This window comes from Dyella sp. SYSU CM1112, assembly GCF_058216415.1.
Genome location: NZ_JBZEGI010000001.1, coordinates 240,562 through 259,731 on the forward strand (window position 1 = coordinate 240,562; position 19,170 = coordinate 259,731).

Genomic DNA, 19,170 nt, shown 5'->3' on the forward strand with positions numbered 1-19,170 from the left:
ATCTGTAGAGCACATATCGCGCTTGTTGCGCGGCTCAATGACCGGCGCTCTGGCCACCGTCGACATGCAGGATCTCGCCTGTGACGAAACCTGCAGATTCGAGATACAGCACGGCTTCGACGATGTCGCTGATCTCTCCCATGCGGCCGACCGGATGCAAGGAAGCCAGCGCGGCGTGGGTTTCCGGCGTATGCATGGGTGTCTTGATAATCCCGGGCGCGACAGCGTTCACACGAATGCCGCGCTTGGCATATTCAATGGCCAGCGACTTGGTCGCGGCATTGAGGCCACCCTTGGTCAGCGATGCCAGCACGGATGGCACGCCGTCGATCGCGTAATCGGCCAAGGTGGTGGTGACGTTCACGACGTGGCCGCTGCGCTGTTTCTCCATCTCGGCAATGGCAAGTTGCGTGATGTGGAAGAAGCCATCCATATTGACGGCGAGTACTTTTGCATAGTCTTCCTCGCTGTACGCCGTAAACGGCTTGGCGATGAAGATGCCCGCATTGTTGATAAGCGTGTCGATGCGGCCGAACTTGGACATGGCCTCACGGATGATGCGTTCGGCCACGGCGCGATCCGAGATGTCGCCCGGTACGGCGATGACGTCGGCATCGTTAGAGGGTTTGATGCCACGCGAGTTCGCAACAACGCGGTAGTCGCGGTCACGGAATGCTTTGACCAGCCCCGCGCCAATACCTTGCGACGCGCCGGTAATAACTACAACTTTCTGTGAAGTGCTCATGATGTATAGCTCTCGAAGATGGAAGGGGAGTCGGTCGTATGCCGATCGGGCCTGTGGCGCCGACACCCTTAATCTAGGAGCGCAATACGTATTAGCGAATCCCTGCTATTCGGCAGACACTCTTCCGCGGCGCGGTGGAATCGATGCTTCGGCCAAGGTCTCCGCGTCCTTGGCCAGACGTGCGAATTGCTTGCGAAGACGCGGCAATGCAAAGTCCACGAACGTGCGTACCTTCGGTACTGAAAGACGGCCATACGGCGAAACAAGATGAACCGGAATAAGCGGCGGTTCCGCATGGGCAAGCACGATGCGAAGCAGATCTTGCTTGATGTCCGGCGCGACGTGATAGGAAAGAAGACGCGTGACGCCATGCCCCTCTACGGCCGAAGCCACCGCAGCGCGGACGTTGTTCACCACCAAGCGAGGGGTGAAGGAAACGGAATGAGGAACCGATGAACCTTCCGGCGGAGGAAAGCTCCATGAATCCAGGCCCATATGCTGCATGGCGATGATCGGGTGCTTCGCCAGATCGGACGGCTCTGCGATGCGCGGGTGTGTCGCCAGATAGCGCGGTGAAGCAACCACGACGCGCCGCACCTCTCCAATGCGATGCGCAACCAGACTCGAGTCGGCCAGATGAGTGATGCGCAAAGCCAGGTCCATGCCTTCGTCGATCAGGTTGACCGGTCGTTCCAGCAGATACATGCGAACGTTCACCGTCGGATGCTGTTCCATGAACGCATCGACGATGGGTCGCAATACTTCGACACCCGCAAAGACAGTGGCGGTGATCGTCAATGTCCCGCGCGGAACGGAGCGCTCGCCTGCCGCCTGTCTGTCCGCCTCATCGAGATCTGCAAGCACCTTGCGGCAGGCAATCGCGTAGCGTTCTCCGGCTTCGCTCAATTTGATCGAGCGTGTTGTCCTGTGCAGTAACGGCACTCCGACGTGGGCTTCCAGAAAAGCGATAGCCCGGCTTACCGCGGCTGCCGATCGTCCGGTTTTGCGGCTGGCTCCTGCAAGGCTGCCTTCATCCAGCGCCGCGACAAAAACCTTCATGGCGTCAATGCGGTCCATAGACATGCCTCAAGCGTGGGTCGAGGAAATAAATCATCGACAGTGTGCTACAGGCGCATGAGACGGCGGTAGACGTCGCCAGCCGACTTATCGACGGCGCAACGGCTGCAACCGGGGCCGGATCATCGATTCGATCGCAGGCTTTTGATGGTCTACATCACACGGGCGTCAACCGTGATCAGGGCAGGCCCGGCATCGCACGATCCATTTCTTCCTGCAAAGCCTGCATCAATGCTTGCGTCGACAGGGCGCGGGCCAGGGGCGCACCCTGGCCGGCCCAGTGCGCACCGTAACCAGGCTGCCCGCCGGCTTTGCCGGCCGCGTTCAATGCCTTGCCCGCATCGTAGGTGATGGGGTAGTCGGGAACCGCGTTATCCGGTACGTCCTTGCCCCACTGTGTAAATGCGTTGGCAAGGCTGCGCGCCGGACGGCCGGAGATCACTCGTGTCATGACGGTGTGATGAGCAGCGTCGCTGAAAAGCAGGCGGCGATATTCCGCATCCGCCAACGACTCATCTGTCGCAACGAAAGCCGTTCCCAGTTGGGCCGCGCTCGCACCCAACGACAAGGCTGCCGCAATGCCGGCGCCATCCATGATGCCGCCGGCAGCAATCACCGGAAGGTTTGTCTTGCGCACGAGCAGGCGCGTCAGCGCAAAGGTTCCCAGCTGACTATCCCCGGCATCCGGATCGAATATGCCGCGATGGCCGCCCGCTTCGTAACCCTGAGCGACTATCGCATCGATACCCGTCGACTCAATCGCCTTGGCTTCCTGCAGGTTGGTGGCTGTGGCGAGAAGCATGATGCCTGCTGTGTGCAGCGCTTCGATTTGATGCCGATGAGGCAGGCCGAAATGGAAGCTTACAACCGGAGGCTTTTCTTCAACGAGCATCGCAAGCATGTCGTCGTCGACACGGAAGGACGTGTAGATTTCACGCAACGTCTCCGGTGGCTGGGCGCCAGAACGTTCAAACGCCGGACGCAGCCGTTCAAGCCATGCGGCTTCCTTGCGGGCATCGGCCTGCGCCGGGCGATGGACAAACAGGTTGACGTTAAGCGGCCCATGGCTGCGCTGCCGAAACTGCTGAATGGCTTCACGCGCCTTGGCGGCGTTCATCGCGCCTACGCCGAGCGAGCCCAGCCCGCCCTTATTGCTGACCGCCGCGGCCATGGTGGGTGAGGACACACCTGCCATCGGCGCCTGGATGATGGGCGTCTGCATGCCCAACCGTTCGAGCAAGGGAGAGGAGTAAGTCGTCATACGCGTGACTGTTGCAAATAGGAAAGGGGCGGGCGAAACCTATGGATACTTCCGGCGAGTTCTGAGCTTAGCCGTTTCGCTGATGGATCTCTTCGTTATCCATGACGTGCAAGCACGATGTCCATTACGCCAGGCATCCGATCGCTCCATGGCTGTTCGCGCACACGCCGCCGTACTTTAGATCTGATCCATCCTTCTTCGCAGTCCTGCCCGGTGGCAATCAGTCTTTCATTATCCGGAAGAATCATCGGGTCCCGGCTTCATTCGGGCATGCAAATAGTAAACATATTTGTTGACAATAAACTTATGTGTTGATATTAATGCGACATGATGAATATCCAGAACATGCTGCGGGTGGTGGGCGAAACCGGATTGGATGCGGATGTCGCGCGGGAACGGCTGGACCAGGTTTTCTTTGCCCTGTCGGATCCGATCCGGCGGGAGATCCTGGAACGGCTTGATGGACAGGCATTGTTGGTCTCCGAGCTTGCCGCATCCTTCGACATCTCCCTCCAGGGCGTTTCGCGCCACATCCAGGTTCTGGTGCGTGCAGGGCTTATCCAGCAGGAACGCACGGGACGCATCAGCCGTTGCAGCCTGGATGCCGCTCCCTTGCTCGACGCGGCGGTGTGGATCAACCGCTATAGCAAGTATTGGCAGCAGCAGTTCGACATGCTTGCGGCCACGCTGGCGGACATCGACGAACGGAAATCGAAGCCGCCCACGTCCGCCAAGCCGGGCAAGCCCGCGAAAAAACGGGCAGCACGCAAGAAGTAAATCGCGCCAAGCCTGCCGCGCATATCCAAAACCCAGTCCATACATTGAAAGGAGGGTGTCATGGCCAATCATCCCGTCGTGAATCACGAAGAGTGGATCGCCGCACGCACGCATTTTCTCGCCAAGGAAAAGGAGTTTACGCGCCGCCGTGATCAACTGAGCCGCGAACGCAGGGCGTTGCCGTGGGAGCGCGTTGAAAAGGAATATGTCTTTGAGGGTCAAAACGGCAGGGAAACGCTGATGGACCTTTTCGGCAAGCACAGTCAGCTTATCGTTTATCACTTCATGTATGCCCCGGAGTGGGACATCGGCTGTCCCGGCTGTTCTTTCTGGGCCGACAATTTCAACGGCATCATCCCGCATCTGAACCAGCGTGATGTTTCAATGATCGCGGTATCGCGCGCACCGTTGCAAAAACTGCAGACGCAGGCACGTGCATTCGGTTGGACGTTCAAGTGGGTTTCTTCATCCGATAGCGACTTCAACGTCGACTACGGCGTCTCGTTTTCACCAGAAGCCCTCGCAAGGGATGAAGCGCTCTACAACTACGACACACAGAAAGTGACGGGGGCAGAGCGTCCCGGGATCAGCGCTTTCATCAAGGAGGACGGCGAGATCTTCCACACCTATTCCACCTACTCGCGCGGTGTCGACATGCTCAATACCGCTTATCACTACCTCGACATCGCGCCGAAGGGACGCGATGAAGAAGCGCTGTCGTTTCCGATGGCATGGGTAAAGCATCGCATCGCATACGATCAGTGACGTATCAGCCTGCCGGAGAACACGCTTATGAAATACGCCGATGTAAACGGAAAGCTTGCTGATTATCGCCGGCAAATCGCCGCGATCCGGGAGAAGATGAGAGAAACGCTCATGGGCGTCGAACCGCAAGAGGTCAAAGACTACGAGTTCACGCATGCCGATGGTTCAGTGCGTCTTTCTGAGCTTTTCGGCGAGCATGAGGATCTCATCGTGATCCACAACATGGGTGTCTCCTGTTCGTACTGCACCCTATGGGCCGATGGATACAACGGCATCCATCAACATGTCGTTACGCGAGCTGGCTTTGCCGTGTCGAGTCCGGACCGGCCTGCCGTGCAGAAGAAATTTGCCGAAAGCCGCGGATGGAAGTTCCCGATGGTAAGCCATGCGGATACGAGCTTTGCCGCCGACATGGGCTATGTGTCCGCGAGTGGTGGATGGATGCCGGGTGTGTCCGTTTTCCGGCGCGAAGGCGATGCCATCGTGCGTGTTTCCGATACCGGTTTCAGCCCCGGCGATGATTTCTGTTCGCTCTGGCATTTTTTCGATCTGCTGCCAGGCGGTGTCGGTGAATGGCCGAGCGTCGCAAAGAGACCATCGTGCTGTAGCAGCCATTGAGATTAGGAACCTGCCATGTGCCCGATTTGCATCGGATCAGCTCTTTATCTACTGAGTGGTGCGGGTTCGGCGGGCGGTATCACGGCCCTTGCCCTGCGGTCGAAGCGGCGAGGTCGAAACGCCGAATTCCCTGGCAACTCTGATGGGCGCCCGGAAGGTGATGCCCACGGTGACAACATGGGGGAAGTACGAATGACGGGTGTGCTGGACAACCGTGCAAAGCAATAAAGCTTTCCTACTTCGCTCGCTGACGATTCGCCATCAATTGGACGGCTAGACGACCGTTGATGTGAGCTGAGCACGGGGTCGCAACCGTGTCGTCATGGATGGGGTATAAGGCGTCATGACGAGACGGGGGAGTCACGGTGCTGCGCAGTCTTGCTTCGAGGTTGGCGTTGTGGGTTCTTGCTGGCGCAACAGGCGTATTCGTCCTCAGCGGCTTTTTGCTATTCCGCATGGTGGGGCGCGAGATTTTGCAGCAGGCGCGTCGCGAATCGGGAGCGCTGGCGAGTCAGGGAAGCAGCCTGATCCAGGAGCGGCTGGACAAGATCACCACGACTGCCCAGGTGCTGGCCGTCATCATCGGGCCGCGCCCCTTGGACGCAGAGCCGCTTATCCACGATGCCATGGCGGGGAACACCGACCTCGCAGGGTTGGCGGCTGCGTTTGTTCCGGATAGCGCTGCTGTCCGGGAGGCGGGCCAGTCCCCCTTCGTCAACCGGCAAGACGATGGAACCCTGGTGCGTCGCGACCTGCTCAAGGATCCGTTGCCGTACTCGAGCGCGCCATGGTTTCAGAGAGGGTTGACCTGCCATCGCGGATGCTGGCAGCCAACCTTTTATTCCCGGTCGCGCCACCGATTGCTGGTCAGTTACTCGGCGGCGATGATGGTCGATGGAAACGCGATCGGCGTCGTCAATGCGGATGTCACGCTTGATTGGCTGCAAGGCGTATTGCTGTCGATGCATCTGCCTCCGGGTGCACATGCTTTCGTCATCGATGAACATGGAACCTATCTGGCGAATGACATGGCCAGCCTGGTCGGCAAAATGGCCGCGCCAAGCTTGCTTGGTGAGCTTGGCGCGACAGCGTCCACGCAAGTGCCTTCAAGCGTGCACGGCTTGAACGAGCAGGGGCGTCGCGCATGGATGTATAACGAGCCGATCGGAAACACGCATTGGAGGTTGGGCGTTGTCGTGCCCGACGAACTTATTTATGCCGGAGTGCGCCATGCATTCCTGTGGGTGCTGGTCATTGGTGCGCTCACCTTGTTGATTCTTGCGTTGCTCAGCATGTTCACCATTGCACGTATGCTGGCGCCCTTGGCGGTGCTTGCCGAGCGGGCAGAATTCGTCGCGCGCGGGGCTTTGGACTTTGCCTTGCCACGCGTATCCCGGCGTGACGAGGTGGGAAGGCTCACCACCGCTTTCGACAAAATGCGGGTCGAACTGGCTCAGCATTTGTCGCAGCTGACACGTATTGCGCGCGAGCAGGAGCGCCTTGCCAGTGAATTGGAAATCGCGCAGCAGATCCAGACCGCATTGCTACCCGGATCGCATTATCTCGATGCCCACTGTCAGAATTTTGAACTGTTTGCAGCCCTGAAACCTGCCAGGACGGTGGGTGGGGATCTCTACAGCTATTTCATGCTGCCCAATCAGCGCTTTTGCTTCATGGTCGGCGACGTTGCCGACAAAGGCATTCCCGCTGCCTTGTTCATGGCGCGCACCATCACGCTTGCAAAGGCGTTGGCTTCCCGCGCCCAGTCACCCCATCAGTTGCTTCAGCTATTGAATAAGGAGTTATGCAGAAACAACGATAACTGTATGTTCGTTACGTTGCTATGCGGCTTCCTGGACACGGTAAGCGGAGCCATGACGATGGCGAGTGCAGGTCATGATCCGGCGATGATGTGGGGTCATGACGTTCCGCGGTGGCTGCCGGTTGTTTCCGGCCCTGCGCTGGGACTGGATGAAGCGGCCTCCTATCCCGTTTTTCGTCTGCGCCTGCGGCCGGGTGACACCTTATTGATGTACACGGACGGAGTGACGGACGCAGCCGATAGCGCGATGCAGTCTTACGGTAGCGAAAGACTGCTCGCCCGGATGACGCAATTTCAGGAAGCAAAGCATGGCGACCCGGTCCGGTTCCTGGTGGACGATATCGACGAATTTTCAGCGGGCCAGGGTCAGACGGACGACATTGCCGTGCTTGCGCTACGCTGGAATCACGTCGGACTGGAAAAGGGGGCATCGATGCTCGACCTGGTTTTCCCCGCTTGTTTGGACCATGTGTTCGGCACTCTCGAACGTTGCGAAGAGGCGCTGAGTGAAGCAGACATCCGCAACGATGTGCGACTTGATGTCCGCCTGGTTCTCGAAGAACTGATGGTCAACATGGTTCAACACGGTCGCCCTCAGGACGGCGACGGAACGATCGGGCTGCGCATGACCGTGGCGGAAAGCGCCATCCTGGTCGAACTGAATCACGACGGCGAGCCGTTCGATCCGCTGCAATTCGGCTCGCCTCCTCTCACCGGGGATATTGCGGATAAAGAGGAGGCCGGCGGCCTGGGCATCCACCTCGTGCGCGCGATGGCCAGCGAATTGAATTACACCCACGACGAATACGGCAATCACCTCCAGCTCCGTTTTGTCTGGTCTCATCACGCGGAAAATAGCCATGGCATTTAATTTACGCATCGACTCGCTTGATCCTCAAAAGTCCACACTTTACTTGCAGGGACGTCTGGATGCCCTGACGTTTGGCGAGTTCGATAAAGAGGCCGAGAAGGTTCAGCAGCACATGGCGCCTGGAAGTACGCTGGTGCTGGATCTGTCATTGCTTGAATACATCAGCAGCGCCGGGCTGAGGAGCATTGCCAAGACCAGACGGGCCATGCGGGCACGCGACGGACGCACCTTACTCGTGAATCCGCAGGAGCAGGTGCGGAAGGTGTTCGACATCGTCAAGGCCGTGCCGGTCAATGAGATATTCAAGGACCTGCGGGAACTGGATGAATACCTTGACCGAATCCAGAGAAAGGCACTCGACGGGGATGAGGATGTGGATTGAATGCCTGCTTGCCGGACAAGCAGCATTGTCGCGCGCTTCTATGCACGGATGACCCGGTATATCTAACCACTTGCACCGACACGTTCAAAGGAATTTTTAAGACGCATGATGCTAAAAATCGAACGTACGTGATGGCAAGCTCATAGAGGGGTATGAGGCTCGCGGTTGTCACACGTTTGCCAAGCGTGGCGGTTGTAGTTGTAGACGGTGTTTCCGGACGGCGTTCAAAAACGCCGAGGCCGGAGTGTGGCCGCATCGTTCGCGATGCATTTTTCTGCAAGAGTCAATGGTTCGGGTCTTCACGTCTAGCAAAGCACCAGTAAAGGAAATCAGCCCATGAGCACGATCACGACGAAAGATGGTGTATCCATTTTCTACAAAGACTGGGGCCATGGTCAGCCCATCGTGTTTCATCATGGCTGGCCGCTCAGCGCAGATGACTGGGATACGCAGATGATGTTCTTTGTGCTTCAGGGCTATCGCGTCATTGCGCATGATCGGCGTGGACATGGCCGCTCAAGCCAGGTGGCAGACGGTCACGACATGGATCATTACGCCGCCGATGTGGCGGCCCTGACCGAGGCGTTGGATTTGCGCGACGCCGTGCATATCGGTCACTCGACGGGCGGAGGCGAAGTCGCTCGCTACGTGGCGCAACATGGCAAAGGCCGCGTCGCCAAAGCCGTTTTGATGTCGGCAGTACCGCCGATCATGGTGAAAACACCGGGCAATCCGGAGGGATTGCCCATCGAGGTCTTCGATGGATTCAGAAAGGAGCTCGTTGCCAATCGCGCGCAGTTCTATCGTGATGTGGCCGCGGGTCCCTTCTACGGATTCAACCGGCCTGGAGCCAAACCGCTTGAGGGCGTCATTCAAAATTGGTGGCGCCAGGGCATGAACGGTGGCACCAAGGCGCATTACGACGGTATCAAGGCTTTTTCCGAGACTGACTTTACGGAAGATCTGAAAGCCATCGACGTGCCCACGCTGGTCATGCACGGCGATGATGATCAGATCGTTCCTTACAAGGACGCCGCCTTGCTTTCGTCCAAGCTGCTCAAGCACGGTACTTTGAAGCTTTATCCCGGCTATCCGCACGGCATGCTGACCACGCATGCCGATGTCATCAACCAGGATTTGTTGGCGTTCATACGCAGCTAGGGTCTGTTTACACTACTGGCGTAGCACGCGTTGCCGTTGCGTAGCCGTCAGGTGGTAGTGCGTGGCGCAGGCTTGGCTGGCTGCCAAGGCAAGCCGCGCGCTGCCGCATGGTGGCTACGCAACGGCAACCCGAAGGGCTGGGTCTGTTTGCCCGCCATACCGCGTCATCGCTCAATCGTGTACCGACGTACACGCCTTCGCTCTTCCTTGTCTGGGGCGCAAACAGGTCCCAGCGTGAGCCACGCCAGTAGTGTAAACAGGCCCTGATTGAAGCCATTCTTTTTCGCTGGAGGGCGGCTGTTGCCGTCCTCCGAGATAAGCCGAAGAAAGCGAGGGTGGCCGGTGCTGTTTTCCAGGCGGGTCTTGCCGGGAACGCTTTTTTTGAGGCATTGATGGAGTTGGCGGAATCGATCGCCGCCTACGCCGCATAGGGCAGTTGACGAACTAGGCGCTTGCACTCCGGCCTGCATGGGACTCAGCCCACGCCAGGGCGTCGGCGCCGGCCGCTGTGCGAAGGGGAGTTGATGGATCGTTCGCCGCACGCCACACCGCTTCGGCGACATCCATCGATCGCGTGATAGCCGTCGATTGTTCCCATCCTGCGAAGACACGCTGCGCGAGTTCGGTATATGCCTCGGGGAAGCCGGATTGCATTCGCGACCGTGCGTTTTCGCCAAAGCGAGTCTCCGGGGCACGTCCTGGCAGCACCAGTCTTACTCTTACATTGAATGACTCCAGCTCCAATGCCAGCGATTCGGTGAATGCATTTATGGCTGCCTTGCTGGCGGTGTAGACAGAAAGCAAGGGAAGCGGCCTCAACGTCACGCTCGATGTGACGTTCACGATGACACCGGCTTTTCGTTGGCGAAATTGAGGCAGCACTGCCTGCGTCATCGCAATCGTGCCGAGCGTGTTCGTTTCGAAGATCTCCCGCGCGATGTCCATCGGTGTTCCTTCCAGGGCATTCAACATGCCGATGCCTGCATTGTTGACCAGGACATCGATGGGGCCGGCCGCTTCTAACGCCTGGCGAATGCTTTCCGCACGCGTGACATCGAGAGCAAGTACACGCAGATGCTCAGCGCCGGGAAAAACATCGTCGCGCGGAGAACGCATCGTGGCGATCACTTTCCAACCGTGGTCGAGGAAATACTGCGCGGTTTCAAGGCCGAACCCGGACGAGCACCCGGTGATCAGGACGGTTTTCATGAAGACTCCAGTGATGGGTTTGCCATGACGAGACAATAGGATGCCGAGCCAGGACTGACTACAATCGAAAGTCCAAGTTTCTTTTGCGAGAGTCCTGGCATGACCGATCCACTCGCGGAGATCGTCACCTTGCTTCAGCCGAGTGCGCGCTTTTCCAAGGCGATCAGTGGCGCTGGGCGCTGGAGCGTGCGCCGCACGGAACAGGGGCAACCTTTCTATTGCGTGATTCTCGAAGGCTCCAACCGTCTCCATGTCGACGGACATCCACCGATGACCCTGCAGGCAGGAGATTTTGTGCTGATCCCGGCGGCACATGGTTTCATGGTGACAAGCCTGGAGCCGCCGACGCCGGAGGATATCGACTCGTTGCCCGTTGCATTGCCCGAAGGCGAATTCAGGCTCGGCACGCAAAATGTCCCAGCTGATGTTCGATGGCTGGTAGGTCACTGTGTTTTCGACTCGCCGGACGCAGTGCTACTGGTTCCACTCCTTCCGCAACTCGTACACGTTCGCGGCGAGAAACGACTGGGCACGCTCGTGCAACTGCTCAGAGAGGAATACCGTGGGCAGCGGCCCGCACGCGATGTCATCCTGGACCGCCTGCTGGAGGTTCTTTTCATCGAGGCCCTTCGATCCGCAGCGGGTATCGCAGCGTCACCAGGCCTTTTGCGTGGACTCGCCGATGAGCGCCTCGCATCCGCGATACGGCGAATACATGAAAGCCCGGCCCAGCCCTGGACGGTTGCACAGCTCGCCAAAGAAGCGGCACTCTCACGCTCGGCATTCTTCGAGCGATTCAGCCGAGCCATCGGTGTTGCACCGATGGCGTATCTGCTTGCCTGGCGCATGGCTCTGGCCAAGAACCTGCTGCGGCGTCAAGAAGGAAGCGTTGGGGAAGTGGCCGAACGCGTCGGCTACAGCTCCACCAGCACATTCAGTGTTGCCTTCACCCGCTATGTGGGCATGTCACCCATGCGATATGTGCGGCAGAAGATGCCATGACAACGCTCCCGACTTTGCTTTCCCTTCCACGGTTATTTACAGGAGCGGAACTTTGCATGTCCTGTTTCCAAGCCCTTGCTCAACGGAGCGAGCGGCTCCGTGGCGGTGATTGAAGGGCAGCTACTGCGACATGAAGTTGGCGATACGCTTCGACCAGATGGCCGAGCGGGAAGGCACGGTTTCTCCCACTCGGATTGGGTAGAACCCAGATGGCGGCGCCTTGCATGCGAGTCGATTGCAATCCCCAGGCGATGTCTCGTTGACCTGAGAGCGCGCAGTACGCCGCTTTGCCCAGAAAGGCGACAACGTGTGGCGCGTAGCGCGCGATCTTCTGTTCGAATTCGACCGCGGCGGAAGTGAATTCCTCTGGCGAAAGTTGATCTGCACGCGCGGTCGGTCGCTTTACCACGGAGGTTACGCCGCACCCATATCGGAGTATGGCGCGATCGTCCTGCGGCGAAATTTCCTCAGGTGTAAACCCTGCGAGGTGGATAACCCGCCAGAAGCGATTGCTTCTTCCGGCGAAATGATGTCCCGTCGCAGCCGCTGTCATGCCAGGATTGATCCCGCAGAACAGAACCTTGAGGTGTCGGGCAAGGATGTCGGGGAGCCCGTCTGTCACGACCCGCCTCTCAAGCGCGTGGCACGTCTGTGTGCGATATCCGGACATGTTCTTGCTGGCTTCACAAATGGTGATCGCATTGACGGTCAGCCGCAGATCACGGTGACTGCTTTCTGCGCAAGCTTCTTCAGTTCGCTACGCGAGGTGCCGGAGCGGGCGCGGACGGCCATGCTATGCATCGTCGCCGTGGCGAGCAGAGCGAGGGCTTTAGGATCAGCGTCCTCTTTCAATTCTCCAGCGCTACGTGCGAGTTTGAAGCGTGTTTCGAAATCGGCATCGAGTGCACGGAAACCCTCCGCAACAATACGCCGGATCTCCGGATCGACCGGCGCCTCCGTAATGGCAGTACCGACCACGAAACATCCAAGCACCTGGTCATGGCCAGAGAAATAGATGGATAGCGCGGCCTCGTAGACCTTCATCAAGGTCTCGGCCAAGTTGCCACCGCTCTCGAAGGCTTTGCGCATCACCGCGAATTTGCGCTCCCAATAGTCGCTCAACGCCTTGACATAGATCTCGTGCTTATCGCCGAACGCTGCACGCAGGCTAGGCCGGTTCATGCCGGTTGCAGCAGAAAGATCGTCGAGCGACGTACCGGCATAACCGGTCTTCCAGAACGCCTCGGCTGCCTGTCGGAGAGCCGTCTCAGGCTGGTAGGCACGCGGCCGGCCACGGGGTCTTTTTTCGGCCTTGCCTTTTTTTGTACTAATTCGCATAAAAATACTTGACCTCGGATTGTTTTGATGATTATTATTCGAAACGGTACAAAATTCAACATGCATGGAGCCGAGGTGAGGGTTGGTCAGCGGATGAGCTAGGCCAACGGTTTTCGCCTTGTGCCTGCAGCTATTGAGGACTCTGGGATGCGCGAACAATCTGAGGAAATGATCGGCGGCCTGGGTTCGGATCGCGCCGAGATGGCAACCCGGAGCATCAAGGCAAGATTGCGCGGCCCCCTGATGGCAGCCTTGCCGCTGCTGCTGGCGATAGGAGGCAGCGCCAAATACCTGGCGGATGCACATGAAGTCACGACCGATGACGCCTTTGTGCAAGCTGCGAAGGTCTCCATCAATGCGAGAGTCCCCGGGCAGGTGGTGAACATTGCGGTAAGGGACAACCAACGGGTCCATGCAGGGCAGCTATTGTTCCAGGTCGATCCGGCGCCTTACAGAATTGCCGTGGAACAAGCCGAGGCACGGCTCAACAGCGCACGCCTGCAAGTCGAAGCGCTCAAGGCGACTTATCGCCAGCAATTGGCCAATGTGGCATCAGCGAAGGCTTCGGCTGATTTCGCCGAGCACGAATATCAGCGCAGGAAGGCGTTGCTCGCCACGGATTTCACCTCCCGCTCCGCGTACGAACAGGCCGAAACCAATCTCATGGTCGCACGGCAGCGCATTGTGTCGGTTCAGCAAGCGGTCTCCAGCACCGTCGCCGAATTGGATGGCAACCCCGACATCCAAGTCGATCAGCACCCAGCGGTCCGTGAAGCAAAAGCGCAATGGGATCGCGCCCGGCTTGATCTCTCCTACACCCGTGTCGTCGCACCGGACGACGGTATCGTGACCAAGGTTGATGATCTTCAGGCAGGTGATTTCGTCAGTAGCGGCGCCACGGTGTTCTCGATGATATCGAGCCGGCATGTCTGGGTAGAGGCGAATTTCCGCGAAACCGGTCTGACGCATATGCGACCGGGTCAGGCGGCGATCGTCGATGTGGATACCTATCCCGGGCATGATTTCAAGGCGCATGTAGTCAGCATCAGCCCAGGCACAGGATCGGAATTCGCGGTATTGCCGCCTGAAAATGCCACGGGCAACTGGGTCAAGGTGGTGCAGCGCTTGCCAGTGCGGCTGGAGTTCGACGACATCGATCCGAGGTGGCCGCTGTATTCGGGCATGAGTGTCACCGCGCACGTCAATACCCGGCAGGACAGCTATGCAGCACGTTCCGGCATCGGAGCAGGTTCATGAACGCTGTTCTTGATAGCGGCGCCGAACCGAGCTCTCATCGGTTCCTGGTCATCGCCGCGTTACTCGCGACCTATATGCAAGCGATGAACATATCGATCCCGAATGCGGCGATATTGTACGTGCAGGGCGCCTTGTCGATGACCGACGATGAGATCGGCTGGGTCTTTACCTCCTACCTCGCCGCAAGCGCCATCGTTATGCCGATGACGCATTGGCTGGCGGGCAAGTATGGAAGGAAAGCGGTCTTTCAGGCCTCCATCGTACTCTTCAGCCTCGGGCTCATACTCGACACGCTGGCAACGACACCACTGCAATTCGTATCTGCACGCATCATCCAGGGCGCGGCGAGCGGCACGCTCGCGCCGCTATCGATGGCGATACTGATGCATGAACTGCCACCTCTGCGGCATGGGCGCATCGGCGTTGCATGGAGCGTGTCATCGTTGCTGGGCATGCTCAGTGGCCCGGGTATCGGTGGCTGGCTCAGCGAATATGCCGGGTGGCGTTCGATCTTCTATCTCAGCCTTCCGTTAGCCGCGTTCATTGCGTTGACGATGGGTTTCTACCTGAAGGAAAAGAAAGCCGAGAAAACCCCCGCTTTCGATTTCTTCGGACTGACCACTTTCTCGATGGGCGTCGTTGGGCTGCAGATGCTGCTCGACCGTGGCGAGCGCATGGAGTGGTGGGCGTCGACGGAGATCTGGGCGGACGCCACCGCCTCTGCGCTCGGCTTCTATCTCTTCATCGTGCATGTGCTGACGAAAGACAGGCATTTCTTCAACAAGGCCTTATTCAAGGATCGCAACTACAGTCTTTCGACCATGATGTTCTTCGCGCTTGGCTTCGTCCTGCTGCCAACCTTGGCGCTGACTTCCCCCATGCTTGAGGAATTGCTCGGCTACCCGGCGCACACCGCGGGCGACATCACGATTCCGCGAGGCGTCGCCTTGATAAGCGCATTACTCCTGACGTGGCGTCCGCCGGCACGCATCGACAACCGGTTGTTGGTGATCAGCGGCCTGGCTCTGGTGATCTACGGCAACTGGCGGATGCTTGGCTACTCGCCGCTGATGTACTGGTGGCCGGTGGTTTGGGCCGGCGCTTTGCAAGGTGCGGGCCTGGGCATTCTGATGCCCGCACTGACCCGGGCCGCCTTCAGCACGCTAGACGCGAAATTTCATCCGGAAGGCGCGCTGTTCTTCAATCTGTCGCGGCTCTATGGCAGCACGATCGGCATTGCCGTTGTGCAGATCTTCTTTTTCAACAACACCCAGAGCATGCACTTGGCGCTCGCCAATAACCTCAGGCCCTACCGCATCGCCAGCCTTGCGGGTGGCGTGCCGTCGCTGCATGGACTGGCCATGTTGAACGAGTGGGTCACTGGCCAGGCGGCGATTGTCGCGATCATCGATCAATTCAAGATCCTGATGATGGCCATGCTGATCGTGAGTCCGCTTGTTCTGTTGCTTCGCAAGCCACGTGCTGCCCACTGAGATTTCCGGAGTCGCAACATGAAACTGATCAAATCAATGTCGTTAGGGGGCGCTGCCCGCACGGTCATGCTTGCTTCCACCTTGTCCGTGCTTCTCTCTGCGTGCATGGTAGGGCCCAACTTTGAAAGACCGGCGGCGCCAACCTCGCAGCACTACGACGCCCAGGCCGAACAGAAACTCAGTCGCGCGGACCCGGCGGCTGACGCTCCGCAGATCGATCTCGGCAAGAGGATGGATGACGATTGGTGGTCGGTGTTTGGCTCCGCGAAACTCGACGAGGTGATGCATGAAGCCATCGCCGGCAATCTCGATCTGCAAGCCGCGGATGCCACGATTGCCCAGGCGAACGAAGCGGTGGCTTCCGCTGCGGGTGGCTTGCGTCCGCATATAGGGTTCGGTGCTCAGGGCGGCCGTCAGCGGGCGAATTACGGGTACGACAACATCACGTCCAACTTCTACGCGGTCGGGCCGCAAGTGAGCTTCGATTTCGATCTATTCGGCGGCACGAAACGGCTGGTCGAAGAACGCACGGCACTCGCCGAACTTCAGCGGCATCGATTTGATGCAGCCTACCTGACCGTGACCGGCGACGTCGCCAGCGAGGCACTGCGGCTTGCATCCGCCAGCGCTCAGATTAAGGTCGTGCAGATGCTGATTGCTGATGACAAAAGAAACCTCGAACTGGTTCGCTCAGCACATCAATACGGCAGCACCACGCAAGTCGATATCGAGCTGGCTACCACGCAACTCGCACAAGATGAGACGTTGCTGCCACCCCTCGCGCAGCAACGCGACGTGGCGAAGCACGCGTTGTCCATCCTGGTGGGTAAGGGCCCTGCTGACTGGATGCCGCCGGACTTTGAGCTGAGCGATTTCGCCCTGCAAGAACACGTGCCGGTCAGTCTGCCCTCCGAACTTGCGCGCGATCGGCCGGACATTCTTGAAGCGGAAGCGCAGCTCCATGCAGCGAGTGCCGCGATCGGCGTGGCAACGGCGGATATGTACCCGCATCTGCAGCTCTCGGCCTCGCTCACCCAGGCAGGCCCCGGCATCGGAACGCTTTGGGGCATGGCAACCGGCCTGACCGGGCCGATCTACGAAGGCGGAACGCTCAAGGCGAATCGTCGCGGTGCCATCGACGCGTACAAGGCATCCTTCGCCGACTACCGGCAAACCGTCATCCAGTCCTTGGGCCAGGTAGCGGACATGTTGCAAGCGATCAACCATGACAGTGACGAATATGCCGCGCAGGAGCGCGCGCTGAGCGCCGCCGAAGCGAGCTTGCAGTTAAACCAGCGCGGCTATCAGGTAGGTGAAATCGGCGTGCTCCAAGTACTGGACGCCGAACGCAGCTACCAGCGCGCCGTGATCGGCCAGATTCAGGCGAAGACCGCGCGCTATCTCGACATCGTGCAGCTATCCGTCGCACTCGGCGGCCATTCCAGCGGCGCCTTCGAGCAACGCCTGGCCTACCGTGAGAAACCATGAATGTTCGGATGAATACCTTTCATCCGGCATCTCGACATGCGGCGCAATCAGCCATGAATGCCGCAGACGTTTTAAGAAAAGAGGATACAAACATGCATACCGTTGAGCATTTTCGCAATACAAGCATTCCGTTGACGCATGGCGTCGGAGCGATTCCCGCTGTCGGATTCGGTACGTTGATAGCAGATCCCGTCGCAGCCAGGCAGGCCATCAGCGTAGCGCTGCAGGTTGGATTCCGGCACATCGATGGCGCGGAAATCTACCGCAACGAAGACGTGGTTGGCGAAGCGCTGCGGGAAGCCTTCGAAGCAGGCACGGTCAGCCGCGAGAAGCTGTTCGTCACCACCAAGCTATGGAACAACAATCATCGCCCCGACCGGGTGCGGCCTGCCTTCGAGGCAAGCCTGCGTCGTCTTCAGCTCGACTACCTCGATTGCTATTTGATCCATACACCTTTTGCCTTCCAGCCTGGCGACGAGCAGTACCCCATGAATAAGCAGGGTGCGCCCATCTATGACGAGCAAGTCACGCTGGTTGAGACGTGGCGCGAGATGGAGCGTTTGATGGATGACGGCAGGTGCGGCGCCATTGGGTTGTCCGATATCACCCTGGACAAGCTAAAGGAGATCGTCGCGGTTGCGCGCATCAAGCCTGCCGTCGTTCAAGTGGAGTGCCACCCTTATCTTCCCGAATGGGAGCTGCTCGACTTCTGCCAACAACATGGCATCGTGCTGCTCGCCTTCGCGCCACTAGGGCATGGCATGGAACCGCGCATAACGGATGACCCCGTGATCAAGGCCATTGCACAGCGCGTCAACAAGACGCCTGCGCAAGTGGCATTGGCGTGGGCAGTACAGCGCGGCACCGCGTTCCTCACAACGTCGACCAACCCGGCGCATATCAAGGAAAACTTCGACATTTCTCTGCTGCCTCAAGACGCCATGCAGGCGATGCAGCAAGACATCACCACCAACATCCGCTTGAACGCGGTGGTCGAGACTGGTGTGCCCGGATTTGTTCCACGCCCCCGGTGAGAGTGTCGCCTTGCGCTTTCGGCATGATCGAAGTGAAGCGCGTGCATTTATGCAAGCCACGTGGAACGAAAGAGACTCCTTATGTAATGACGTCACCCCAGTACGCGACCACCACAGCGGGCCAGCAAAAACTCGCCGCCGGTCCCCGCATTGTTCTTTATATTAATTCGGAGCGGAATTTGGCCGACGCAGCGTATTGCGATACGTCCCCCGCCACGCAGCCCGCAATGGAAGCAGACGGCGAAATCCATAGGGTCGCAGCACTCTGCGATGGCCCGCGCCTTATTGATGTAACGACCCGAAATGTGCGGGGCGCACACATCCAAAACGAAGGCATGCTATCGATCGTCAAGTCAATCAAGCGCCGTCTTCTTTTTGGCCTGAGGGCGGGCGATGGCGTTGTTCCAGCCGAATACGGTAACGACTGAGGCTCAACCGATAGCGCCTTCATATGCCCATCCCAAGTGCGACACACCAGCCTCCACGTGGTGTGTCGCGGGCAAGGATCATACGCGCGCGAACGATCTAGCCGATGCCTTCGGTCTTCAGCAGCTCATCGTTCTGCTGGCGAAGTACATGCAGTGCGGCATGCAGCCCTTCCACTTGGGTCGAGTTCAACGGCCATTGATATGCCCCAGCCGGGGCGCCCATCGTTTTCGCTCGGTGGAAAGCTTCGCTGTTGCTCAGCAATTTTTGGATAACGTGGATTGCCAAAGCCATTTCAGCGATCTTCGTGAGGCACGCTTGGCGTTCCGCACGTTCCGGATCCTTGCAGCCTCGTCGAGGCGGAGGGCCAAGCGGCCCGAAGGGTTTTGGCAGGCGTGCGCGTGCCGTATGATCCGTGGTAGCCATGATCAACTCCGTGTTAGC

At 58.7% G+C, this 19,170-nt stretch carries 19 protein-coding genes; 12 read left to right on the plus strand and 7 right to left on the minus strand.

Annotated features, from left to right (window positions below; genetic code table 11):
* Positions 1-34: 34 nt before the first annotated feature.
* The 3 genes from AC4HNJ_RS01250 to AC4HNJ_RS01260 all read right to left on the minus strand — a co-directional run bounded on the left by AC4HNJ_RS01250 (position 35) and on the right by AC4HNJ_RS01260 (position 3,083).
* Positions 35-745, minus strand: coding sequence for an SDR family NAD(P)-dependent oxidoreductase (locus AC4HNJ_RS01250; RefSeq protein ID WP_490477708.1), 711 nt, complete (start codon positions 743-745; stop codon positions 35-37).
* Positions 746-850: 105 nt separating this feature from the next.
* On the minus strand, positions 851-1,822 hold the full coding sequence (locus AC4HNJ_RS01255; protein WP_490477709.1) for a LysR family transcriptional regulator: 972 nt from the start codon (positions 1,820-1,822) through the stop codon (positions 851-853).
* A 178-nt stretch (positions 1,823-2,000) separates the two neighbouring features.
* On the minus strand, positions 2,001-3,083 hold the full coding sequence (locus AC4HNJ_RS01260) for an NAD(P)H-dependent flavin oxidoreductase (RefSeq protein ID WP_490477710.1): 1,083 nt from the start codon (positions 3,081-3,083) through the stop codon (positions 2,001-2,003).
* Positions 3,084-3,413: 330 nt separating this feature from the next.
* Here AC4HNJ_RS01260 and AC4HNJ_RS01265 point away from each other — a divergent pair, with 330 nt between their 5' ends.
* The 6 genes from AC4HNJ_RS01265 to AC4HNJ_RS01290 all read left to right on the plus strand — a co-directional run bounded on the left by AC4HNJ_RS01265 (position 3,414) and on the right by AC4HNJ_RS01290 (position 9,479).
* Positions 3,414-3,860 carry an ArsR/SmtB family transcription factor gene (locus AC4HNJ_RS01265; RefSeq protein WP_490477711.1) on the plus strand — a complete coding sequence of 149 codons (447 nt, stop codon included), beginning with the start codon at positions 3,414-3,416 and terminating at the stop codon, positions 3,858-3,860.
* Positions 3,861-3,920: 60 nt separating this feature from the next.
* Positions 3,921-4,625, plus strand: coding sequence for a DUF899 domain-containing protein (locus AC4HNJ_RS01270; protein ID WP_490477712.1), 705 nt, complete (start codon positions 3,921-3,923; stop codon positions 4,623-4,625).
* Between the two features lie 27 nt (positions 4,626-4,652).
* Positions 4,653-5,243, plus strand: a complete 591-nt coding sequence (locus tag AC4HNJ_RS01275) for a DUF899 family protein (protein WP_490477713.1) — start codon at positions 4,653-4,655, stop codon at positions 5,241-5,243.
* 365 nt (positions 5,244-5,608) lie between these two features.
* A complete protein-coding gene (locus tag AC4HNJ_RS01280) occupies positions 5,609-7,936 on the plus strand; it encodes a SpoIIE family protein phosphatase (RefSeq protein ID WP_490477714.1) in 2,328 nt (775 codons plus the stop codon).
* Positions 7,926-8,318 (plus strand): STAS domain-containing protein, encoded by a 393-nt coding sequence (locus tag AC4HNJ_RS01285; protein ID WP_490477715.1) that lies wholly within the window; start codon positions 7,926-7,928, stop codon positions 8,316-8,318. Before AC4HNJ_RS01280 ends, AC4HNJ_RS01285 begins: the two co-directional genes overlap by 11 nt.
* Before the next feature lie 336 nt (positions 8,319-8,654).
* Positions 8,655-9,479 carry an alpha/beta fold hydrolase gene (locus AC4HNJ_RS01290; RefSeq protein WP_490477716.1) on the plus strand — a complete coding sequence of 275 codons (825 nt, stop codon included), beginning with the start codon at positions 8,655-8,657 and terminating at the stop codon, positions 9,477-9,479.
* A gap of 444 nt (positions 9,480-9,923) precedes the next feature.
* Here AC4HNJ_RS01290 and AC4HNJ_RS01295 read toward each other — a convergent pair whose 3' ends face one another.
* Positions 9,924-10,688: an SDR family oxidoreductase gene (locus AC4HNJ_RS01295; RefSeq protein WP_490477717.1), complete on the minus strand. Its 765-nt coding sequence runs from the start codon at positions 10,686-10,688 to the stop codon at positions 9,924-9,926.
* A 99-nt stretch (positions 10,689-10,787) separates the two neighbouring features.
* Here AC4HNJ_RS01295 and AC4HNJ_RS01300 point away from each other — a divergent pair, with 99 nt between their 5' ends.
* Positions 10,788-11,690: an AraC family transcriptional regulator gene (locus tag AC4HNJ_RS01300; RefSeq protein ID WP_490477718.1), complete on the plus strand. Its 903-nt coding sequence runs from the start codon at positions 10,788-10,790 to the stop codon at positions 11,688-11,690.
* A gap of 79 nt (positions 11,691-11,769) precedes the next feature.
* On the opposite strand, the gene mug is transcribed toward AC4HNJ_RS01300, so the two are convergent.
* Both mug and AC4HNJ_RS01310 read right to left on the minus strand, forming a co-directional pair.
* Positions 11,770-12,312, minus strand: a complete 543-nt coding sequence (gene mug, locus AC4HNJ_RS01305; protein ID WP_490477719.1) for a G/U mismatch-specific DNA glycosylase — start codon at positions 12,310-12,312, stop codon at positions 11,770-11,772.
* 86 nt (positions 12,313-12,398) lie between these two features.
* Positions 12,399-13,028 carry a TetR/AcrR family transcriptional regulator gene (locus tag AC4HNJ_RS01310; RefSeq protein WP_490477720.1) on the minus strand — a complete coding sequence of 210 codons (630 nt, stop codon included), beginning with the start codon at positions 13,026-13,028 and terminating at the stop codon, positions 12,399-12,401.
* A gap of 147 nt (positions 13,029-13,175) precedes the next feature.
* On the opposite strand from AC4HNJ_RS01310, the gene AC4HNJ_RS01315 reads away from it, so the two are divergent.
* The 5 genes from AC4HNJ_RS01315 (at position 13,176) to AC4HNJ_RS01335 (ending at position 18,728) form a co-directional block, all read left to right on the plus strand.
* Positions 13,176-14,285 carry an HlyD family secretion protein gene (locus tag AC4HNJ_RS01315; protein WP_490477721.1) on the plus strand — a complete coding sequence of 370 codons (1,110 nt, stop codon included), beginning with the start codon at positions 13,176-13,178 and terminating at the stop codon, positions 14,283-14,285.
* Positions 14,282-15,778, plus strand: coding sequence for a DHA2 family efflux MFS transporter permease subunit (locus AC4HNJ_RS01320; protein WP_490477722.1), 1,497 nt, complete (start codon positions 14,282-14,284; stop codon positions 15,776-15,778). The genes AC4HNJ_RS01315 and AC4HNJ_RS01320 overlap by 4 nt, the downstream gene beginning before the upstream one ends.
* Before the next feature lie 18 nt (positions 15,779-15,796).
* Positions 15,797-17,266, plus strand: coding sequence for an efflux transporter outer membrane subunit (locus AC4HNJ_RS01325; RefSeq protein WP_490477723.1), 1,470 nt, complete (start codon positions 15,797-15,799; stop codon positions 17,264-17,266).
* Positions 17,267-17,358: 92 nt separating this feature from the next.
* Complete coding sequence (locus tag AC4HNJ_RS01330; protein ID WP_490477724.1) at positions 17,359-18,300, plus strand: aldo/keto reductase; 942 nt, start codon at positions 17,359-17,361, stop codon at positions 18,298-18,300.
* Positions 18,301-18,323: 23 nt separating this feature from the next.
* Positions 18,324-18,728, plus strand: coding sequence for a hypothetical protein (locus AC4HNJ_RS01335; protein WP_490477725.1), 405 nt, complete (start codon positions 18,324-18,326; stop codon positions 18,726-18,728).
* A 97-nt stretch (positions 18,729-18,825) separates the two neighbouring features.
* On the opposite strand, the gene AC4HNJ_RS01340 is transcribed toward AC4HNJ_RS01335, so the two are convergent.
* Complete coding sequence (locus tag AC4HNJ_RS01340) at positions 18,826-19,152, minus strand: hypothetical protein (protein WP_490477726.1); 327 nt, start codon at positions 19,150-19,152, stop codon at positions 18,826-18,828.
* Positions 19,153-19,170: the final 18 nt, after the last annotated feature.

Excerpts from the sequence above, each read along its gene's own strand:
- AC4HNJ_RS01250 (WP_490477708.1), bottom strand. The coding sequence starts at position 745 with ATGAGCACTTCACAGAAAGTTGTAGTTATTACCGGCGCGTCGCAAGGT.
- AC4HNJ_RS01255 (WP_490477709.1), bottom strand. The coding sequence starts at position 1,822 with ATGGACCGCATTGACGCCATGAAGGTTTTTGTCGCGGCGCTGGATGAA.
- AC4HNJ_RS01260 (WP_490477710.1), bottom strand. The coding sequence starts at position 3,083 with ATGACGACTTACTCCTCTCCCTTGCTCGAACGGTTGGGCATGCAGACG.
- AC4HNJ_RS01265 (WP_490477711.1), top strand. The coding sequence starts at position 3,414 with ATGAATATCCAGAACATGCTGCGGGTGGTGGGCGAAACCGGATTGGAT.
- AC4HNJ_RS01270 (WP_490477712.1), top strand. The coding sequence starts at position 3,921 with ATGGCCAATCATCCCGTCGTGAATCACGAAGAGTGGATCGCCGCACGC.
- AC4HNJ_RS01275 (WP_490477713.1), top strand. The coding sequence starts at position 4,653 with ATGAAATACGCCGATGTAAACGGAAAGCTTGCTGATTATCGCCGGCAA.
- AC4HNJ_RS01285 (WP_490477715.1), top strand. The coding sequence starts at position 7,926 with ATGGCATTTAATTTACGCATCGACTCGCTTGATCCTCAAAAGTCCACA.
- AC4HNJ_RS01290 (WP_490477716.1), top strand. The coding sequence starts at position 8,655 with ATGAGCACGATCACGACGAAAGATGGTGTATCCATTTTCTACAAAGAC.
- AC4HNJ_RS01295 (WP_490477717.1), bottom strand. The coding sequence starts at position 10,688 with ATGAAAACCGTCCTGATCACCGGGTGCTCGTCCGGGTTCGGCCTTGAA.
- AC4HNJ_RS01300 (WP_490477718.1), top strand. The coding sequence starts at position 10,788 with ATGACCGATCCACTCGCGGAGATCGTCACCTTGCTTCAGCCGAGTGCG.
- AC4HNJ_RS01310 (WP_490477720.1), bottom strand. The coding sequence starts at position 13,028 with ATGCGAATTAGTACAAAAAAAGGCAAGGCCGAAAAAAGACCCCGTGGC.
- AC4HNJ_RS01315 (WP_490477721.1), top strand. The coding sequence starts at position 13,176 with ATGCGCGAACAATCTGAGGAAATGATCGGCGGCCTGGGTTCGGATCGC.
- AC4HNJ_RS01320 (WP_490477722.1), top strand. The coding sequence starts at position 14,282 with ATGAACGCTGTTCTTGATAGCGGCGCCGAACCGAGCTCTCATCGGTTC.
- AC4HNJ_RS01325 (WP_490477723.1), top strand. The coding sequence starts at position 15,797 with ATGAAACTGATCAAATCAATGTCGTTAGGGGGCGCTGCCCGCACGGTC.
- AC4HNJ_RS01330 (WP_490477724.1), top strand. The coding sequence starts at position 17,359 with ATGCATACCGTTGAGCATTTTCGCAATACAAGCATTCCGTTGACGCAT.
- AC4HNJ_RS01335 (WP_490477725.1), top strand. The coding sequence starts at position 18,324 with ATGATCGAAGTGAAGCGCGTGCATTTATGCAAGCCACGTGGAACGAAA.
- AC4HNJ_RS01340 (WP_490477726.1), bottom strand. The coding sequence starts at position 19,152 with ATGGCTACCACGGATCATACGGCACGCGCACGCCTGCCAAAACCCTTC.